This is a genomic window from Saccharopolyspora gloriosae, from assembly GCF_022828475.1.
GTDB classification, from domain to species: domain Bacteria; phylum Actinomycetota; class Actinomycetes; order Mycobacteriales; family Pseudonocardiaceae; genus Saccharopolyspora_C; species Saccharopolyspora_C gloriosae_A.
In genome coordinates, this window is sequence record NZ_CP059557.1 from 5,329,893 (window position 1) to 5,347,459 (window position 17,567).

Annotated in this window: 16 protein-coding genes; 5 read left to right on the top strand and 11 right to left on the bottom strand. The window is 70.0% G+C overall.

All coding sequences use genetic code 11. From position 1 onward, the window contains the following. Window positions 1-24: 24 nt before the first annotated feature. A complete protein-coding gene (locus H2Q94_RS23225; RefSeq protein ID WP_243789299.1) occupies window positions 25-1,284 on the bottom strand; it encodes a DegT/DnrJ/EryC1/StrS family aminotransferase in 1,260 nt (419 codons plus the stop codon). Window positions 1,285-1,480: 196 nt separating this feature from the next. Between H2Q94_RS23225 and H2Q94_RS23230 the strand changes: the two genes are divergently transcribed. The 3 genes from H2Q94_RS23230 to H2Q94_RS23240 all read left to right on the top strand — a co-directional run bounded on the left by H2Q94_RS23230 (window position 1,481) and on the right by H2Q94_RS23240 (window position 5,824). Further along, window positions 1,481-3,055 carry a peptide deformylase gene (locus tag H2Q94_RS23230; RefSeq protein WP_243789300.1) on the top strand — a complete coding sequence of 525 codons (1,575 nt, stop codon included), beginning with the start codon at window positions 1,481-1,483 and terminating at the stop codon, window positions 3,053-3,055. Between the two features lie 879 nt (window positions 3,056-3,934). Then, window positions 3,935-5,128, top strand: a complete 1,194-nt coding sequence (locus H2Q94_RS23235; protein WP_243789301.1) for an alpha/beta hydrolase — start codon at window positions 3,935-3,937, stop codon at window positions 5,126-5,128. A 108-nt stretch (window positions 5,129-5,236) separates the two neighbouring features. Continuing rightward, entirely contained in the window at window positions 5,237-5,824 is a 588-nt protein-coding gene (locus tag H2Q94_RS23240) for a VOC family protein (protein ID WP_243789302.1), read from the top strand. 145 nt (window positions 5,825-5,969) lie between these two features. Here H2Q94_RS23240 and H2Q94_RS23245 read toward each other — a convergent pair whose 3' ends face one another. From H2Q94_RS23245 to H2Q94_RS23280, 8 genes are all read right to left on the bottom strand, one after another. Further along, entirely contained in the window at window positions 5,970-7,013 is a 1,044-nt protein-coding gene (locus H2Q94_RS23245) for a saccharopine dehydrogenase family protein (protein ID WP_243795877.1), read from the bottom strand. Between the two features lie 413 nt (window positions 7,014-7,426). Continuing rightward, window positions 7,427-8,005: a TMEM165/GDT1 family protein gene (locus H2Q94_RS23250; protein ID WP_243789303.1), complete on the bottom strand. Its 579-nt coding sequence runs from the start codon at window positions 8,003-8,005 to the stop codon at window positions 7,427-7,429. A gap of 389 nt (window positions 8,006-8,394) precedes the next feature. Beyond that, window positions 8,395-9,267 carry an SAM-dependent methyltransferase gene (locus H2Q94_RS23255; RefSeq protein WP_243789304.1) on the bottom strand — a complete coding sequence of 291 codons (873 nt, stop codon included), beginning with the start codon at window positions 9,265-9,267 and terminating at the stop codon, window positions 8,395-8,397. Window positions 9,268-9,432: 165 nt separating this feature from the next. After that, window positions 9,433-10,212 (bottom strand): putative hydro-lyase, encoded by a 780-nt coding sequence (locus H2Q94_RS23260; RefSeq protein ID WP_258718624.1) that lies wholly within the window; start codon window positions 10,210-10,212, stop codon window positions 9,433-9,435. Window positions 10,213-10,217: 5 nt separating this feature from the next. Then, complete coding sequence (locus H2Q94_RS23265) at window positions 10,218-11,090, bottom strand: 5-oxoprolinase subunit C family protein (protein WP_243789305.1); 873 nt, start codon at window positions 11,088-11,090, stop codon at window positions 10,218-10,220. Next, entirely contained in the window at window positions 11,087-11,698 is a 612-nt protein-coding gene (locus H2Q94_RS23270; RefSeq protein ID WP_243795879.1) for a 5-oxoprolinase subunit B family protein, read from the bottom strand. The genes H2Q94_RS23265 and H2Q94_RS23270 overlap by 4 nt, the downstream gene beginning before the upstream one ends. A 5-nt stretch (window positions 11,699-11,703) precedes the next feature. After that, window positions 11,704-12,468 (bottom strand): LamB/YcsF family protein, encoded by a 765-nt coding sequence (locus H2Q94_RS23275; RefSeq protein ID WP_397545494.1) that lies wholly within the window; start codon window positions 12,466-12,468, stop codon window positions 11,704-11,706. Between the two features lie 40 nt (window positions 12,469-12,508). Continuing rightward, window positions 12,509-13,717, bottom strand: coding sequence for an NRAMP family divalent metal transporter (locus H2Q94_RS23280; protein WP_243789307.1), 1,209 nt, complete (start codon window positions 13,715-13,717; stop codon window positions 12,509-12,511). 302 nt (window positions 13,718-14,019) lie between these two features. Between H2Q94_RS23280 and H2Q94_RS23285 the strand changes: the two genes are divergently transcribed. Continuing rightward, the gene (locus H2Q94_RS23285) at window positions 14,020-14,742 is read left to right on the top strand and encodes a GntR family transcriptional regulator (protein ID WP_243789308.1); all 723 of its coding nucleotides are present in this window, start codon (window positions 14,020-14,022) and stop codon (window positions 14,740-14,742) included. A 74-nt stretch (window positions 14,743-14,816) separates the two neighbouring features. Continuing rightward, window positions 14,817-15,656: an SAM-dependent methyltransferase gene (locus tag H2Q94_RS23290; protein WP_243789309.1), complete on the top strand. Its 840-nt coding sequence runs from the start codon at window positions 14,817-14,819 to the stop codon at window positions 15,654-15,656. A gap of 4 nt (window positions 15,657-15,660) precedes the next feature. On the opposite strand, the gene H2Q94_RS23295 is transcribed toward H2Q94_RS23290, so the two are convergent. Then, window positions 15,661-16,467, bottom strand: coding sequence for an ABC transporter permease (locus H2Q94_RS23295; protein WP_243789310.1), 807 nt, complete (start codon window positions 16,465-16,467; stop codon window positions 15,661-15,663). Then, window positions 16,464-17,399: an ABC transporter ATP-binding protein gene (locus H2Q94_RS23300; protein ID WP_243789311.1), complete on the bottom strand. Its 936-nt coding sequence runs from the start codon at window positions 17,397-17,399 to the stop codon at window positions 16,464-16,466. The genes H2Q94_RS23295 and H2Q94_RS23300 overlap by 4 nt, the downstream gene beginning before the upstream one ends. Window positions 17,400-17,567 lie beyond the last annotated feature (168 nt).

Consider the following 17,567-nt stretch of genomic DNA (forward strand, 5'->3'; position numbering starts at 1 on the left):
CACGGCGCGGAGCCGCCCGCAAGATCACGGGTCAGGGCCGATGAGGGTGCGGTGGTGCGTGATCACCTTGCGGAACGCGCGCACATAGCCCTCCGCGAGATCCGGATCGTCGTGCGGGACGGTGACGGTGAGGGTGTTGCGGTGCCTGCGCTCCGAGCGCGGGTACTGACCGGCGCGGTAGCGCGGCCACCCCTCGGGGAGGTTCGGGAACAGGCGGTTCGGCGCGTCGAACAACGGGTGTTCGTTGAGCGGGCGCGGCGCCCGCGGGTGATCGACCTCGAGGCAGCCCTCCGCGCGCAGCGCCGCGACCAGCGCGTCCACCGGCAAACCGCCCAAGTCCTCCGGCCGGTGCAGCAACGCGAGCGCGTACCAGGCGGGCGCCGAACGCGCGGGCACCTCCGGCACGCTGATCCCGGGCAGCCCGCGCAGCTCCGCGATCATGTGCGCGGCGAGTTGCCGCCGCCCGCCCAGCCGCCGATCGAGCTCGTTGAGCTGTCCGAGCGCCAGCGCCACCGCGAGCGGATGAATTCGGTGCGCCAACCCGGTTCCGGTGACCACGTACCGGCGCAGCGGGTGGTCGATCGGGATCTCGCTGCGGCACCGTCCGCCGTCCTGGCTGTGCAGCAGCACCCGGTAGTACAGATCGTCGTCATCGGTGAGCACAAAACCACCCTCCCCCGCCGACAACGGCTTCGAGCCGCCCATGCTGAACGCGGCGATGTGCCCGAAGGTGCCGACTCGGCGGCCGCCCACCGCGGCGCCGTGCGCGTGCGAGCCGTCCTCCACCAGGCGAATCCCGTGCCGCTCGGCGATGTCCGCGAGCGCCTCCACCCGAGCGGGGACGCCCCACAGGTGCGTGACGACGATGGCCTTGGTGAACGGCGTGATCGCCGCCTCCACCTGGAGCGGGTCGATGTTGCCGAGCTCGTCGCAATCCACCAGCACCGGTTTCGCCCGCCGGTGGAACAGCGGCGTCGCCGTCGGATGCGCCGTGTAGGCGGGCACGATCACCTCGTCCCCGTCGGTGAGTCCCAGCGCCGAGTACGCCGAGTGCAGCGCCGCGGTTCCCGAGGACGTGACCACCGCGCGGCGGACGCCGAAGAACTCCGCGAGCCGGCTCTCCAACTCGGCGACGATGCCGGTGCGGCCCGGCAAGGACACGGCGCTGTAGAGCTGGGCGGTGACCGCGACAGCGGTGTTGATGTCGACCGGCGGCCAAGGGATCTGCGGGCCGGCGGACCGCACCACGGGCGGGCCGCCGTGAATCGCCAAGGGGCTGCTCACGTGATCAGATCCTTCGATTCCGAACCGCCCGAAAGCGGCCGGAGGACGCGAGATTGTTGTGCGTGCGAAGACTTCGGAGGACATTTTTCGCTCAGCTACCCGCCATCTGTGTGAATCGTGCTGTCGGCGTCCTGGAACCTCGGTTCAAGGAGACCGCGACAGGGGGGTGTGTGCGTAGGCTGAGCGCCTGCTCACGGTGAGCTCACGCACACGCACGCCGGACGCGATGGGGATGGTGACCATGACCGGCCAGGCGAAAACCGATCTGGACGCGACGCCGGAACAAGACGTGTTCGTCGCCGAATTCCGGCGGTGGCGCGACGTTCGGGGCCTGTCCAGATCAGCACTGGCTCGGGAGATGGGTTACAGCCGGTCGTACGTGTCGAAGGTCGAAAGCGGCGGTGAGCACGCGTCGCGCGAATTCGCGCAGGCAGCCGACGGCGCGCTCAACGCCGGTGGATCACTGCGCCGCGCTTGGCGGGAGCAGAACACCGTTCCCGCGCCGCGCAAACCCAGCGCGCCGCAGCACGCCGCGCCGGCCATCGAACCCGCGGGCGGGCTGGTGGTCGAGCACGATCACGCGGAACTGTTCTACGTCAACGGTTCCTATCGCGCCACCATGCGGCGACATCTGGTCAACAACGGCACCGAGCCGATCACCCGTTACCTGATCCGCGTCTCGGTGGACCGGTTCCCCGGCGATCCCGAACGCTCCAACCGGCTCTACCGGGACAACCCGCTGACCTGGGAGGAAATCGACCTCCAGGCCTGGCACGGGGAGAAGCGCGAAGAGCCGATGCGCTGGAGCGTGCAACACGACCGGGACGCGTTCAAGGAAGTGTGGCTGCTGTTCGCCAACGACTCCGGCCGATTCCCGCTGTATCCGGGGGAAAGCGCCTGGATCGAATACACCTACACCGTCAGCGACGACAAGTGGGGCCATTGGTTCCGCCGCGCGGTGCGGCTGCCCACCCAGCGGTTATCGGTGACGTTGAACTTCCCGACGGCGCTGGACCCCGCGGTGTGGGGCCTGCACACCTCGATGACGGCGGAGTCGATGCCGTTCCACACCGCCATCGAGACCCGGCACGAGCAGGACCGCACGATCTACGCGTGGTCGACCGAGGATCCGCCGCTGCACGCGCGGTACCGGTTGGAATGGCACTTCCGCAACGACTCGCCCACCGCCCCGTCCGGGCCGCCGAAACCGAGCGAGACGATGACGGCGCTGGGCATCGTGCAGGACGGCGATCCGGTGCTGCGGCGATCCGCCCGGCAGTTCACGCTGCCCGAAGAGGCCGAGGACGCCCGGCGGGTGATCAACGAGCTGCACTCGGCGACACAACGCATCTCCAAGGCGCACACCTTCGGCAAAGGCATGGGCATCGCCGCCCCGCAGATCGGCATCGAGCGGGCGGCGGCGATCGTGCGCCCGCCCGGCAGCGACGACCTGATCACGTTGCTGAACCCGCGGATCATCGAGGCGGGCGAACAGGGCGACGAGCAGTACGAGGGCTGCCTGAGCTTCTTCGACGTGCGCTGCCTGGTGCCGCGGCCGGTGGTGGTGCACGTGGAGCACCAGGACATCACCGGGGAACGGCGCATCACCATCTTCGAACGCGGCATCGCGCGGCTCGTGGCGCACGAAGTGGATCACCTCTACGGCGTGCTGTGCAGCGATCACCTAGCACCGGACGTGTCGCCGATTCCGGTGGACCAGTACCGCGGCACCGGCTCGAACTGGCACTACCCGGCGGATTCCGCGACCTGATGGCTCAGGACGTGTTCGGGCTGATCTTGTGGTCGTCGTCCTGTCAGCGGCGAAGCCGGTGAGCGGTGACCGACTTGAGCAAGATGACCACCGGCGGGTTCTCAGCGGCTTCCTCGCGAGGGAGCCGGCGGCGGTTTCGCTGAGTGCCCCACCACGGCTGTCGAGCCTTTCCGGTGTAGTCGTGGCGGCGCAGTGGTGATTCGAGCCGGTCGTTTTGCTTGGGTGGTCGGGTGGCGGAACCTCAGCTGTCTTCTCGCTGCGGGATCTTTTTCCCAAGTGGCTCCGCCACGAGGGAAAAAGCTGTCCTCGCGAGAAGACAGCTGAGAACCCGCGGGTGGTCGTTTTTTTGACGTGGGCTATGTGCTTCGCACATACAGGCACGGCCTTCGGCCGCAAGGCAAGCGGGGCTTCGCCCGCCCTTCGCGGACTCCGCCGCCCAAAGGCACGGCCTTCGGCCGCAAGGCAGGCTTGCTTCGCCGCCCTTCGCGGACTTCGCCGCCTAACTGCACGGCCTTCGGCCGCAAGGCAGGCTTGCTTCGCCGCCCTTCGCGGACTTCGCCGCTCAACTGCCCGGCCTTCGGCCGCAAGGCAGGCGTGCTTCGCCGCCCTTGGTGGACTTCGTCTTCGTGGACTTCGGGTCTGGAGGTGGAGTGCTGGGCAACGGCCTTGTCGCACCGGCACTTGACTACTCTGTGTAGCATTCTGTCGCTCGAATCGGGGCACTATCAAGATCAACGCACGTTTCCGCACGTATATTCAGGTAGTGTGCGGCCAGGCCACTTGGTCCATCTCACCTGGCGCGAGACCATCAGGTCACAGGCTCAGGACCCCGATTTTCCCTCCCCCAGCCGGAAAGACCCTGAGTCGACGGAGGCGACCATGTTCACCTTTCTCGTGGATCCCGCGGAACTGTTCACCGAACGTGCCCGGCAGTTCCAGAGCTGGGGAGTGTCACCGACCGTGATCGCCCGCGCCCGTGACCGAATCGACGACATGTGGGGACACGGCCGCACCGGCTGGGTCCCGGTCTGGGCCGAGGAAGCCCGGCGCAAAGAGTCCGAACAGGACTGGGCGCAGGCCGCCGCGTGCTGGGGCGCGGCCCGATTCCCCTGCCTGGCCACCGCGGATCGCCGCGAGGCCTACGCGCGTCAACTGGAATGCTTCCGGCACGCTTCGGAGAACCTGCCCGTCACGTTCCGCCGGTACCTCCTCGACGTCCCGTACCGGCGGCAGCACACCCGCGTCGCCGCGCACATCTACCGCAGGCCCCGAGCCGTCAGCGACCAGTTGCTGCTGCTGTGCGGCGGCGTCGACACGTGGAAGGTCGAACTGCACCGGATGGCGCTGCTGATCTCGCTGATCAGCGGGCTCACCGTCGCCGCGATCGACATGCCCGGCACCGGCGAATCACGAGTTCCGCTCGCGGCGGACTCGGATCTGCTGCTGGCGGCAACCGCCCGGCAACTCGCCGACCTGACCCGGTGCTCGAAGACCGCCTTGCTGGGCCTGAGCTTCGGCGGGCACTGGGCCGCGAAGCTCGCGCTCACCGGCCGGGTCGACGCGGCGATCGACTTCGGCGGCCCCATCGGCGCGAACGGCACCGCCGTGGACGTGCTCGGGCTGCCGCACGGGATGGCCGGGGTCATCGGCAACGCGCTCGACCTGCCCGCGCTACCGGGCCGGGCCGACGCCGACCGGTTCTCCCTGGACTTCTCCCTGCGCAGGCAAGGACTGCTGAGCTCGACCTCGCCGTCCCCGCTGCTGGCGATCAACGGCACCGGCGACCCGTACGTCCCGCTGCGGGACACCATCGCGCTGGCCGACCGGCCGGCGGCCGAGGTGTGGCTGGTGCCGGGCACCGGGCACTGCGCCCGGGAACGGCTGCCCCGGGTGCTGCCGCCCGCGATCGGCTGGCTGCTGGCGGAGCTCTCGCCCAGGTCCGTGCGCCGTCAGCTCGTCGCCCGCACGCTGCGCGCCGCACTCGGCGACACCGTCACCGGACCTCGGCACGTCGTCGGGGACCACGGCGCCCCGGAAGCGGTCAGCACGCGGACGCTGACCGCGCGCGCTTGATCGGCTCTTGCGCTTTCCGGGGCGCCGAAGGGAATGTCGCGAGGTCGGTGCGTGGTGCGCGCGGGATGCGGATGCGGCCGGTCCGGCCGCGGCCTAACCTCCGGGCTCATGAACGGCACCGGGTTCACCGTCGAATTCGCCACCGCACGACCGATGCGGCTGGCGCGATGGTGGGCGCAGGTGCTCGACTGGACCGTCGACACCGGGTCGCCCGAGCCGGTGGTGCGGCCCGCGGGGCCGCCCGGGGTGCCGCTGCTGTTCACCGCCGCCTCGCGGGAGAAGACCGGGAAGAACGGCGTTCACCTGGACCTGCGCAGCGAGTCGCACGAGCACGAGCGGACCATGCTGCTGCGGCTGTTCAACGCGGGCGCGCGCTTCGCCGACGTCGGTCAGGGCGAGGACGTGCCGTGGGTCGTGATGACCGATCCCGACGGCAACGAACTGTGCCTGCTGGAACCGCGCAAGTCCGATGTGGACACCGGCGCGGTGCACTCCGTGGTGGTCGACTCCGCCGATCCGGCACTGGACGCGCAGCGGTGGACCGAGACCACCCCGCTGATCGCCGTGCACCGCGAACCGCACCTGGTGGCGCTGCACGCCCCGGACCGCACCGGCCCGTACCTGGAGTTCCTCAACGCCCACGGCCCCGGCACCAAGCTCCGCGTCCGGCCCCAGGGCACCGAGCAGCCGGAGTGAACGGACCGTTCGCCCAATCCCACGGGACGAACGGTCCGTTCACTCACTTCTCCCCCGCACCACGCGAGCAGCTCGCCAGGGCGGGATGGAGTCAACGGACCGTTCGCCCAATCTCGTTGGACGAACGGTCCGCTCACTCACCTCCCTACCGGGCGGGCTCGATGACGCGGACTCCGTGCAGGCGGCGCACGAAGTCCGCGCCCAACGCGGTGGACGGAGTGTGCGCGCCCGGCCGGATTCCTCCCGCCAGCAGGCCGCCGACGGTGCGCAGCACCGCGTCCACCGTGAACTCGTAGGTGTCGGGGCCGATCAGCGCCGCCGACACCGAACGACCCGCGTCGTCGGTGGCCTCCGCGAAGACCTCCACCCAGCTCCGCGCCCGCTTCGCCGCCCGGGGACCGCCGACCACGGAACCGATCACGGCTTTGCCGAGGCGCTGCGCCATCGGCCGCCCCAGCACCACCTTGCCGAGTACCGTCGCCCCCGGCCCGAACCGGTGCAGCCCCGGTACCCGGGTGAACGTGGTGATGTTCGGGATTCCGGTGCTGCGGTAAGCGGTGCTGACATCTCCCCAGGGCAGTGAGGACACCGAGCGGTGCCCGGACGGGAACGGCACCTCCCGGCGCCGCCAACCCAGCGGAACCGTGCGCAGCGAACCCTCGATGCGAGCCCGGCCGCCGAGGGCGGCGCCTTCCAGCGCGCTCTTCACCGTGCCGCCGCTGAGCCCGCCGACGGCCTGGAACGCCAGATCCAGGTTCCTCGCCTCCGGCAGCGCGGCGGCGACCAGCGCGGCCAGGCAGTCCGTCGGCACCACGTCGAACCCGGCCCCGGGCAGCAGCACCACTCCGGCGCGGACGGCGTCCTCGTGCCGGGCGAACACGGACTCGAACACGTCGATCTCGCCGGTGATGTCCACGTAGTGCGCCCCCGCCGCCAAACAGGCCGCCACCATCGGCGCCGAAGTCGCCGAGAACGGTCCGGCGCACTGCGCCACCAGGTCGACGTCCGCCAGCGCCCCCGCGGTCGCGGCCTCATCGCGCAGATCGAACACGCGGTACGGCAAGCCCAGCGGGGTGGCGACGCGGGCGACCTTCGCGGTGTCCCGCCCGGCGAGCACCGGCCGCTGGCCCCGGTCGATGGCGCGTTCCGCGATGAGCCGGCCCGTGTACCCGGTAGCGCCGTAGATCATCCAGCTCACGCGAACCTCCGAACCGTCGTCCCCCGTACAACGAGAACCCACCGACCCCGTCACGGGTTGCCTCCAGCCCCACCCGCCTCCCCGAGCACCGAGGCGGAGGAGTGAACGGACCCTTCGCCCAATCCCGTTGGACCAACGGTCCGTTCACCCACACCGCCCCCACAGCTCGCCGAGGCGAGATGAAGTGAACGGACCGTTTACCCAATCCCGTTGGACGAACGGTCCGTTCACTCCGACCAGGAACGGCCCGGCACGAAGCCGATCACGTGCCGGATGAAGTGAACGGACCGTTCGCCCAATCTCGTTGGACGAACGGTCCGTTCACTCTGGACTCCGGCTCCGGAAACGGGTGCGGCCCGCTCGGGCCGGTGGGGCCGAGCGGGCCGTTCGCTTCGTGCGGGGGGTCAGATGATCCCGACGAGAGATTCGATGATCAGCCAGCCGCCGAAGACGGCGAACAGCGCGGCGGCGCCGTAGCGGATGAAGCGTTCCGGCAGGTGCTTGCCCAGCAGCAGGCCGACGCCGATGGCCAGCGCGTCCGCCAGCACCATGCCCAAGGTCGACCCGATCCAGGTGCCCAGCCAGTCGTGCTGCGAGGCGAGGGTGACCGTCGCCAGCATCGTCTTGTCCCCGAGCTCGGCGAGGAAGAACGCGAGGGTCACCGCGATCACCGCGGACCCACCGGTGCGCCTCGCCTTGCTCTTCTCCGCGTCGGTGAGGTGGTCGCCGCGCAGCGTCCATGCGGCGAAGCCGAGGAAGGCGATACCGGCGACCAGGCCAATCCATTCGGTGGGCAGCAGTGCGCCCATCCCGAATCCGAGGGCGACCGAGGCGGCGTGCACGACGGTGGTGGCGAGCGTGATGCCGAGCAGCACCTGCCAGGCGCGGTAACGGGTGGCGAAGGTCATCGCCATCAGCTGGGACTTGTCACCGAGCTCAGCCACGAAGATCGCCGCGGAGCTGACGGCGAAGCTGGTCAACACGGTACGAACACCTCTTCCCCGCTCGGACCAGGGCGCGACACGCCTCCGATACGACATGTTTCGGATCGAAGGTCTCGCCCGCCTGCGCATCGAGAGGCTTCGCGACCGGGCGCGCGTCATTGCCGCCAGTATGTCGATCGCGAATTGAGGGCTACTCCCCTTCTGCCGAATACATTACCCGCCACCGCGAAACAATCAAGACATCAGCTGGAAATCGAGAGCGCGAATTCAACTCGACCACTCGGCCAAACAATTTTTTCGGCACGCCGCAAATTATCGTTCCGAAATCCTTGAAAAACATTTCCAAGCGGGCCTGGAAGGCTTCCCACCAGGGGTTTCGACACCGGCAAACCCCGGAGGTCGAACATCCGGAGTTCCGCCGACTCGACTCATCGGCCAACGAGGCGCAGCGCGGTCGGAACAGGGCGGGACACCAGCATCCCCACCGCCGAAAGGGTGTCCATCTCAAGCGCATCGTGCTGCCGGCCGGTCGGCTCACCCAGTTCCGGACGCCACAGCGCCGTCCGCAGCAGCCCTGGCTCGGCCAGTTCGTAGCCGTTGAACACGGTGCGGAAATCGTCCGGCGAACGCCAGATCGGCCTGCTCCCGATCTGCTCCGCCACGTCACCGAACCTGCGCACCTGATCCGCCGTCGCGGTGACCATCGACAGGTGCGAGCAGACCAGCGCGCTGCCCACCGAGCACGCGTCCCGGTAGGCGGCGACCACCCCGGCCAGCTCGTCGTCGTCGGTGATGAACGGCAGCGCGGCCATCGCCAGCACCGCCACCGGGCGGGTGAAGTCCAGCAGCCCCGCCACTCCCGGCGCGGTCAGCACGCTGGCCGGTTCGCACAGGTCGGCTTCGGTCACCGTCACGCCGCGCACTCCGCGCAGCTGCGCCTCGGCGAGCCGCACCGTGAACGGGTCGGCGTCGACGTAGGCGATCCGCGCGGTCGGGTCGACGCGTTGCGCGGTGCCGTGCACATCGCCGACCGTGGGCAATCCGGTTCCCAGGTCGAGGAACTGGTCGATCCCGCATTCGGCCAGGTAGCGCACCGCGCGGCTCAGGAACGCATGAATGACCTGGATGTGCCCGGCGATGTTCGGCAACACCGGTTCGACGTCCTCGACGAATCTGCGATCGAGCTCGAAATGGCTCGTACCGCCCAGCAGGTAGTCGAAGACGCGCGTCATCGAAGGCTGCTCCGGCAGGCCCAAGCCCGCCAACCGCCGTCGCTCGTCCGCGTCGGACGGAGTTCCCATCGCACACCCCCAGGCTCGCGAATTCCCACAGCCTAGATCGTCGAGGCGTGCGTCGACAGGTGATCCGCACAGGTGGGGCGGGTCACTCGCCACGGTGGGAACAATCGGCGCGCCCGGCTGCGTTGGAGAGCCCGGTGTTCCCCCGCTCCTCTCCTCGGGCGGGGGTCACGGAACCAGGTAGTCGCCGTCGCGCACGTCGGTCACCGCCATGTGCCCCGGAGCGTGCCCGATCGCGAGTGCCGGCTTGGAGCGCATCACGGCGGCCTGCGGGGTCACTCCGCAGGCCCAGAACACCGGGATCTCCCCCGGCCTGACCTGAACCGGTTCCCCGAAGTCCGGCGCGTCCAGGTCCCGGACGCCGAGTTCGGCCGGCGACCCGATGTGCACGGGTGCGCCGTGCACCGCGGGGTAGCGGGAGGTCACCCGCACCGCGGTGGCCACCTGGTCGGCGAGCATCGGGCGCATCGACACCACCAGCGGCCCGGCGAGCGCGCCCGCCGGGCGGCATTCGCGGTTCGTCCGGTACATCGGCACGTTGACGCCTTGTTCGAGGTGCCGGACCGGCACGCCCGCTTCGAGCAGCGCGGCCTCGAAGGTGAAGCTGCAACCGATGAGGAACGACACCAGGTCGTCCCGCCACAGTCCGGTGACCTCCCCGGATTCCTCGGTGAGTTCGCCGTTCCGGTAGATCCGATAGGCGGGCAGGTCGGTGCGCAGGTCACCCGCGAAGATCGACGCCGCCGTCTCGCCCGGCTCGGTCACGTCAAGCACGGGGCAGGACCGCGGGTTGCGCTGTGCGAACAGCAGGAAGTCGTAGGCGTCCGCGCGCGGCAGCGTCAGCAGGTTCGCCTGCGTCCACCCCGAGCTGTAGCCCGCGGTCGGCGCGCGGAGCCCGGCGCGGAACGTGGCCCTGGCCTGCCCCGGTGTCATGGTCGCGGGTTGCATCGCGCTCACCTCTTCGCTGGATCCGGTGTCACTTGACGAAATCGCACCCGCTGTCCGGGGCGGGCCTGAGCGGCGCGGTCGACGTCGGCGGCGGTCACGACCGCGATCACCGGGTAGCCGCCGGTGACGGGATGGTCGGCGAGGAACAGCGTCGGCCGTCCCGATGGCGGCACCTGCAACGAACCGAGCGCCATTCCTTCGCTGGGCAGTTCCTCGGTGTGCGCCCGGGGCAGTTCGGGACCGTCGAGGCGCATGCCCACCCGGTTGATCTCGGCGCTCACCTCGAACGACTCCCCCAGCAGCGTGCTGATCGCCTGTTCGGTGAACCAGTCCTCGCGCGGCCCGAGCACGACCGCGAGCTCCAGGTCGCCGTCGCGCCCGCGACGGATCGGGGCGTGCTCGACGACGGGGAACTCGGCGGGCGCCGGACCGATCGGCAGCCGCGTCCCGGCGGTGAGCTGCGGCGGCCCGAGCCCGGAGAGCACGTCGGTGGCACGGGAACCGAGCACCGGTTCCACCGCGATCCCGCCGCGCACCGCCACGTACCCGCGCAGTCCCCGCGCGGGCGGGCCGACGCGCAGCGAGCCGCCCGCGCGGATCCGCAGCACGGTGTTCACCGGTTCCGCCCGGCCGTCCACGGTCAGTTGCGAGTCGGCGCCGGTCACGGCCACCGTCACGTCCCGGTCCGGCCGCAGCAGCAGCCCGCCGAAGGTGCTCTCGATCGCCGCCGCTCCCTCCGCGTTTCCGACGAGGCGGTTCGCCAGCCGCATCGCTGCCCGATCGGCCGCGCCGGAAACGCCGACGCCGATGCCCGCGTGGCCGCTGCGGCCCAGGTCCTGCACGGTCGCCAGCGGGCCGGGCTCCACGATCTCGATCATGAGACTTCCTCGAACCGGACGCGCACACCGGGTCGCAACAGCGCGGGCGGCTCCCGGTCGGTGCGCCAGATCTCCAGGTCGGTGCGGCCGATGAGCTGCCAGCCGCCCGGCGATTCCCGCGGGTAGATGCCGCTGAACTCGCCGGCGAGTCCCACTGCGCCCGGAGGCACCCGAGTTCGCGACTCGCCGCGCCGCGGCACGGCCAGTTTCGGCGAACCGCCGGTGAGGTAGCCGAATCCGGGGGCGAACCCGCCGAAGGCGACCGTCCACGGGACCTCGGTGTGCTCGTGCACGACTTCCCGCTCGGTGAGCCCCGTCAGCTTCGCGACCTCGGCGAGGTCCGCACCGTCGTAGACCACCGGAACCCGCAGCAGCCCGCCGTCGTGGCCGCGCCGCTGACCGACCCGGACGTCGCGGACCGCGCGTTCCACGGCCGCCGGATCGCAGCGTCCCGGATCGAGCCGCAGCAGCAGCGTGCGGGCCGCGGGCACCATGTCGAGCACTCCGTCCGGGGTGGATTCGCGCAGCTCACCGTGGAGCGCCTGCACCGCGGGCAGGTCGGCCAGCTCCACCAGCAGCGCCGAGTCGGCGCAGCGCAGCACCCGCAGCTCGCTCACTTCGCCCGCCCCGGTGCGAAGGGCGCCAGTTCGACGCCGTCGGCGCGCAGCCGGTCCCGCACGGTCTCGGCGATCTTGACGGCTCCGGGGCTGTCGCCGTGCACGCAGATCGACTCGGCCGCCACGGTGATCTCGCGGCCGTCGACGGCTTCGATCGGTTCGCCGTGCGCGATGCGCAGGCACCGCCGCGCGATCAGCTCCGGGTCGTGCAGCACCGCGCCGGGCTCGCGGCGGGACACCAGGGTCGCCTCGGGTGTGTAGGCGCGGTCGGCGAACGCCTCCCGGAACACTCGCAGGCCCGCGTCCGCCGCCTGCGCCAGCCACGTCGAACCGGGAAGTCCGAGTACCGCGAGCTCCGGATCGAAGGAGGTGACCGCGTCGACGACCGCCGCCGCCTGCGCCTCGTCCCGCACGATCGCGTTGTAGAGCGCGCCGTGCGGTTTCACGTAGGTCACCGCGGTGCCCTCGACGCGGGCGATGCCGTCGAGCGCCGCCAGCTGGTACAGCACCTCGTCGGTGAGTTCGCGAGGCGGCACGTCGATGAACCTGCGGCCGAAACCGGCGAGATCCCGGTAGCCGACCTGGGCGCCCACCGCGACCGACCGCGCCGCCGCCTCCGCACAGGCGCGGCGGATCACTCCGGGGTCGCCCGCGTGGAAGCCGCACGCCACGTTCGCGCTGGTCACCACGCCCAGCAGCGCGGCATCGTCACCGAGTTCCCACCGTCCGAAGCCTTCGGCGAGATCCGAGTTCAGATCGATCCGCATGTCCCCTCCGTTCGACGATTCCCGCCGTTCACCGTCACTGCCACAGCTGCGCGATGCCGCTCAGCGAGTTCACCCCGAAGTACAACGACAGCAGCCAAGCCAGCACGCCGATCACCAGCAGCCAGCGCGGATAGCGGTAGCCGCCCAGCAGATCACCGCGCCGCGCCGCCACCCACAGCAGCACGCCGAACCCGACGGGCAGGATCAGCCCGTTGAGCGCGCCCGCCATCACCAGCAGCGTCGTCGGGGCCTGGTCCAGCAGCAGGAACACCGCGGTGGACAGCGCGATGAAGCCGACCACCAGCCAGGTCCGGGCGCGCTGCAAGCCCGCGGAGAAGGTCACCAGGAACGACACCGAGGTGTAGGCGGCGCCGACGACCGAGGTGATCGCGGCCGCCCACATGATCAGCCCGAAGGCCCGGATGCCGATCTCCCCGGCGGCGTGCCCGAATGCCTCCGCGGTCGGGTTGGCCGAGCTGAGCGTGGCGCCGCCCGCCACCACGCCGAGCACCGCGAGGAACAGCACTGCTCGCATCACGCCGGTGACCAGCAGCGACAGCACCGAGCTACGGCTGACGTCGACGATGCGCTCCGGGCCGGTGACGCCGGCGTCGACGAGCCGGTGCGCGCCCGCGTAGGTGATGTAGCCGCCGACGGTGCCGCCGATGAGCGTGGTGACGGCGAGGAAGTCGACCTGGTCGGGCAGCACGGCCTGCCGCATCGCCTCACCGACCGGCGGGTCGGACACGATGGCGACGTAGGAGGTGAGCCCGATCATGAGCACGCCCAGCACGACCACGATGCGGTCCATCGCCACTCCGGCGCGCTTGCTCAGGAAGATCCCGATGGCCAGCAGCGCCGACAGGGTGCCGCCGATCTTCGCGTCCAGCCCGAACATGGCGTCCAGGCCGAGCGAGGTGCCGGACACGTTGGCCACGTTGAACACGAGCCCGCCGAACACGACGAGCGCGGCCATCGCGTAGCCCAGGCCGGGAAGCACCTTGTTGCCGAGGTCCTGGGCGCGCATGCCGGAGACGCCGATGACACGCCACACGTTGAGCTGCACGGCGATGTCGATGAGCACGGACAGCACGATGGCGAAGGCGAACGCCGCGCCGAGCCGCATGGTGAAGTCGGTGGTCTGGGTGATGAAGCCGGGTCCGATGGCGCTGGTGGCCATCAGGAAGACGGCTCCGATCAGCGCGCCGCGGTTGGCGCTGGTCTTCGTGCTGGTGCCGCTCATGCAGTGTCCTTCCGGCCGCCGGGTGGAGCCCGTCGCCACCCGTGGTCGTGCGCTGGGGTTTCCCAGTGATTCGGGCCGCCGCCTCGGCGGTGTGGTCACGATAGGGCTCGTTCAGCGAGGGTTCAATAGTATGTTCCGACATATCAACGATCCCCTTGTTGAACGTTCGATCGTTCAACAATCACCGGAGGTGCTTCGCAAGCTCGCTAGCTGCGGAAACCGCCTGATTGTCGGACACGCCTACGATTCGGCACGGCTGGTTACACTTTGGTTTCCGATCAATCCATCCCCTTGGGAGACGCATGACCAGCGCGCAGTGGGTCGACCGGCTGGCAGCGGACCGGTCCCTGCTCGAACGGACCAGCACCGTCGAGCGAGTGACCGACCTGCTGCGGCAGCGCATCATCCAAGGCGAACTGCCGCCCGGAACCCAGCTCTCCGAGGTCAGCGTGAAGGACGCGCTCGGCGTCTCCCGCAACACGCTGCGCGAGGCGTTCCGGCTGCTCGGGCACGAACGCCTGCTGGTGCACGAGATGCACAAGGGCGTCTCGGTGCGCAAACCCACCAGCTCCGACGTGATCGACCTGTACCGGCTGCGGCGGATCATCGAAGTGGGCGCCGTGCGCAACGCCGCCACCACCAAAACGGACCTGGTGCAGGCCGTGGCCCGTGCGGTGCGCGCCGGTGAGCGGGCCGCCGAGGACGGCGACTGGAGCGAGGTCGGCACCGCGAACATGCGCTTCCACGAGGCACTGGTCGGGCTCGCCGACAGCCCGCGCATCAACGATGCGATGGCCGGCCTGCTGGCGGAACTGCGCCTGGCGTTCCACGTGATGTCCACCGATGACCAGGGCGAACTCGATCCGCGACGCACCCGCGGCTTCTACGAATCCTATGTGGAGCGCAACCGCGCCATCGCCGACGAGGTCGCCGACGGCGAACTGGAATCGGCGGCCGCCGACCTGGAGGGCTACCTCGCCGATGCGGAGTCCCACCTCATCGAGGCCTACACCGCACGCGGTTGAGTACCGACCGCGGGTCCCACAACTCCCCGTGCGCGGATAAGATCATCGCGCCGAGCCGCCATCCGGAGGTGTTGATGTCCGATGAGCATTCCTGGGTGCCGCCCCAGGTGGACGTCAACGTGCCGAGCGTGGCCAGGTGCTACGACTTCGCGCTCGGCGGCAAGGACAACTTCGAGGTAGACCGGGCCGCGGTGGCGGCCGCCGACGCCGTCGCCCCGGAGGCGAGCGCGCTCGCCAAGGTCAACCGCTCCTGGCACATCCGGGCCACCCGGTTCCTCGCCGAACAGGCCGGGATCACCCAATACCTCGACCTGGGCGCGGGCCTGCCGACGGCGGAGAACACCCACGAAGTGGTGCGGCGGCTCAACGACGAGGCGCACGTGGTCTACGTCGACAACGATCCGGTCGCCGCGGCGCACGGCCGGGCACTGCTCGACGACCACTACCTGACCCGCTACATCGAGGGCGACCTCACCAAGCCGGAGCAGATCCTCAACAACCCGGTCGTCCTGGGACACCTCGACTTCACCCGGCCGATCGCGCTGTACCAGAGCGCGACGCTGCACCACCAGCCCGATGATCTCGACCTGCCGGGCATCATGCGCCACTACGTGGACGCGCTGCCCTCCGGTTCTTACGTGGCGCTGAGCCACTTCTGGGATCCGGGCGGCGAGGCCGGCGCTCCGGTGCGGCGGATCCGGGAGTCGATGCTGGCCCACGGTCTCGACGCCGACCACTTCCGGTCGCGGGAGCAGATCGAGCAGCTGTTACCCGGCCTGGAGCTCGTGCCCGCAGGCCCGGATTCCACCGAAGGTCTTGTGCCGCTGCTCGACTGGTGGCCGGACGGCCCCCGCGTCGGCGACCCCGGTCCGGTGCAGCGATGCGTCCTCGGTGCCGTGGGCCGCAAGCCCTGACACGTCAGTCGATCAACCGGCGCCGCATCGCGGTGTAGGCGAGCAGCCACATCAACCCGGCGAACAGCACCAGCGCACCCACGTGCAGCAGGTCGAGGCCGGGGCGCAGGCCGAAAGCGGCGTCCCGGACGAGCTCCACGCAGTGGTACAGCGGGTTGAACGCCGCCACCGTGCTCGCCCAGCCGGGCAGCTGGTCGACGGGGAAGAACGTGCCCGCCACCAGGAACAACGGCGTGATCACTGCGCTCACGATGTAGTTGAACGAGTCGATCGAGGGCACCACCGCCGAACACCAGATCCCGAACAGCGCGAACCCCAGTCCGGTGATCAGCCCGATCAGCGGCACCAGCAGCATGCCCGGCGCCGGGTCCAGCCCGAACGCCATCGCCACCAGCAGCGGAGCGCACCCGTACACGCCCGACTTCGTCGCGATCCACAGCGCCTCGGCGGCGACGAGCTCGTGCACGTCGACGGGCGCGGCGAGCATCGCGTCGTAGGAGTGCTGGAACTTGCGCCGCACGAACGTCGTGAACATCCCGGCGAACGCGCTGGTGAACAGCACCGAAGTGGCCACCACGCCGGTGCCGAGGAACTCGATGTACGGCAGTCCTCGGATCGTGCTGATCAGCGATCCGAGCCCGAACCCGAACGCCAGCAGGTAGATCGTCGGCTCCACCACGGAGGAGAACGTGCTCGACAGCCAGTACCGCTGGAACAACGTCAGTTCCCGTTTCCACACCCCGCCGAACGCGGCCAGTTCGAATCGCCGCAGCCGCTCCGGCGCGGGGCCTGCGACCCGCGCGTTCGTCATTCCACCGCCTCCCCGGTGAGCGAGACGAACACGTCCTCCAGGTTGCTGACCCGGCGGTGCCCGTCGCCGAGGCGCCGTGCCGTCGTCTCGGACATGAGTTCGGCGCGCAGCACCGACACGGCGGGACCGGTGCGGCGGGTCGTCAGGCCCTCTTCGACGGCGATCGCCTCGACTTCGGCGAGCCTGCCCGGCGGCCCGTAGTACTCGACGACGTCCCGCCCGGCGTGCTCGCCGCGCAGGTCGTCGGGGATGCCGGTGGCGATGACGCGGCCACCGGACATCACCGCGACGGCGTCGGCGAGCCGTTCGGCCTCTTCGATGTAGTGCGTCGACATCAGCACGGTGACGCCGTCGGCGCGCAACGCGTCGATCAGCGCCCACAACTCCTGGCGGACCTGCGGATCAAGACCGACGGTGGGTTCGTCGAGCAGCACGATCCGCGGTGAGTGCACCAGCCCACGCGCGATCAGCAGCCTGCGCCGCATGCCGCCGGAGAGCTCATCGGTCTTCGTGTCCGCCCGTTTGCGCAGCTGAGCGAGGTCCAGTGCGCGTTCCACCGCCTCCGGCCGGTCCCCTCGCGGCACCCGGTACAGGCGGGCGAAGACCTCCAAGTTCTGCCGCGCGGTGAGTTCCTCGTCGAGGTTGTCCAGCTGCGGCACCACGCCCATCACGGTGCGCGCCCGCTTCGACTCGCGCGGCACGCGGAACCCGAGCACTTCGATCTCACCGGAATCGGACCTGGTCTGGGCAGTGATCAGCCGCATCGTGGTGGACTTGCCCGCACCGTTCGGGCCGAGCAGCCCCAGGCAGGTACCGGCTGTCACGGTGAGGTCGAGCTCGTCGACGGCGGTGATCTCGCCGTAGCGCTTCACCACGCCGCGCAGCGACAGCGCGGACGCCGTCACGGTCTCGACCTGCTCCCGTGTCGTCATGCACCTTCCCCCGAGGTGGTCCAACGGACTCCGCCAACCGTACTTGCTGACCGGCCTGATCAGGCCGAATCCGGCTCCCCCACTGGCCGCGCAGCAGAACCGAAGCCAACAAGGTGAACGTCCCTCCCACCAGCCGAAGCAGACACTCACTCCGGCGACCCCACCAGG

Bases quoted from the DNA above. Each gene is read 5' to 3' on its own strand.
- H2Q94_RS23235 (WP_243789301.1), top strand. From the start codon at position 3,935: ATGTTCACCTTTCTCGTGGATCCCGCGGAACTGTTCACCGAACGTGCC.
- H2Q94_RS23240 (WP_243789302.1), top strand. From the start codon at position 5,237: ATGAACGGCACCGGGTTCACCGTCGAATTCGCCACCGCACGACCGATG.
- H2Q94_RS23245 (WP_243795877.1), bottom strand. From the start codon at position 7,013: ATGATCTACGGCGCTACCGGGTACACGGGCCGGCTCATCGCGGAACGC.
- H2Q94_RS23255 (WP_243789304.1), bottom strand. From the start codon at position 9,267: ATGGGAACTCCGTCCGACGCGGACGAGCGACGGCGGTTGGCGGGCTTG.
- H2Q94_RS23260 (WP_258718624.1), bottom strand. From the start codon at position 10,212: ATGCAACCCGCGACCATGACACCGGGGCAGGCCAGGGCCACGTTCCGC.
- H2Q94_RS23265 (WP_243789305.1), bottom strand. From the start codon at position 11,090: ATGATCGAGATCGTGGAGCCCGGCCCGCTGGCGACCGTGCAGGACCTG.
- H2Q94_RS23280 (WP_243789307.1), bottom strand. From the start codon at position 13,717: ATGAGCGGCACCAGCACGAAGACCAGCGCCAACCGCGGCGCGCTGATC.
- H2Q94_RS23285 (WP_243789308.1), top strand. From the start codon at position 14,020: ATGACCAGCGCGCAGTGGGTCGACCGGCTGGCAGCGGACCGGTCCCTG.
- H2Q94_RS23290 (WP_243789309.1), top strand. From the start codon at position 14,817: ATGTCCGATGAGCATTCCTGGGTGCCGCCCCAGGTGGACGTCAACGTG.
- H2Q94_RS23295 (WP_243789310.1), bottom strand. From the start codon at position 16,467: ATGACGAACGCGCGGGTCGCAGGCCCCGCGCCGGAGCGGCTGCGGCGA.
- H2Q94_RS23300 (WP_243789311.1), bottom strand. From the start codon at position 17,399: ATGACGACACGGGAGCAGGTCGAGACCGTGACGGCGTCCGCGCTGTCG.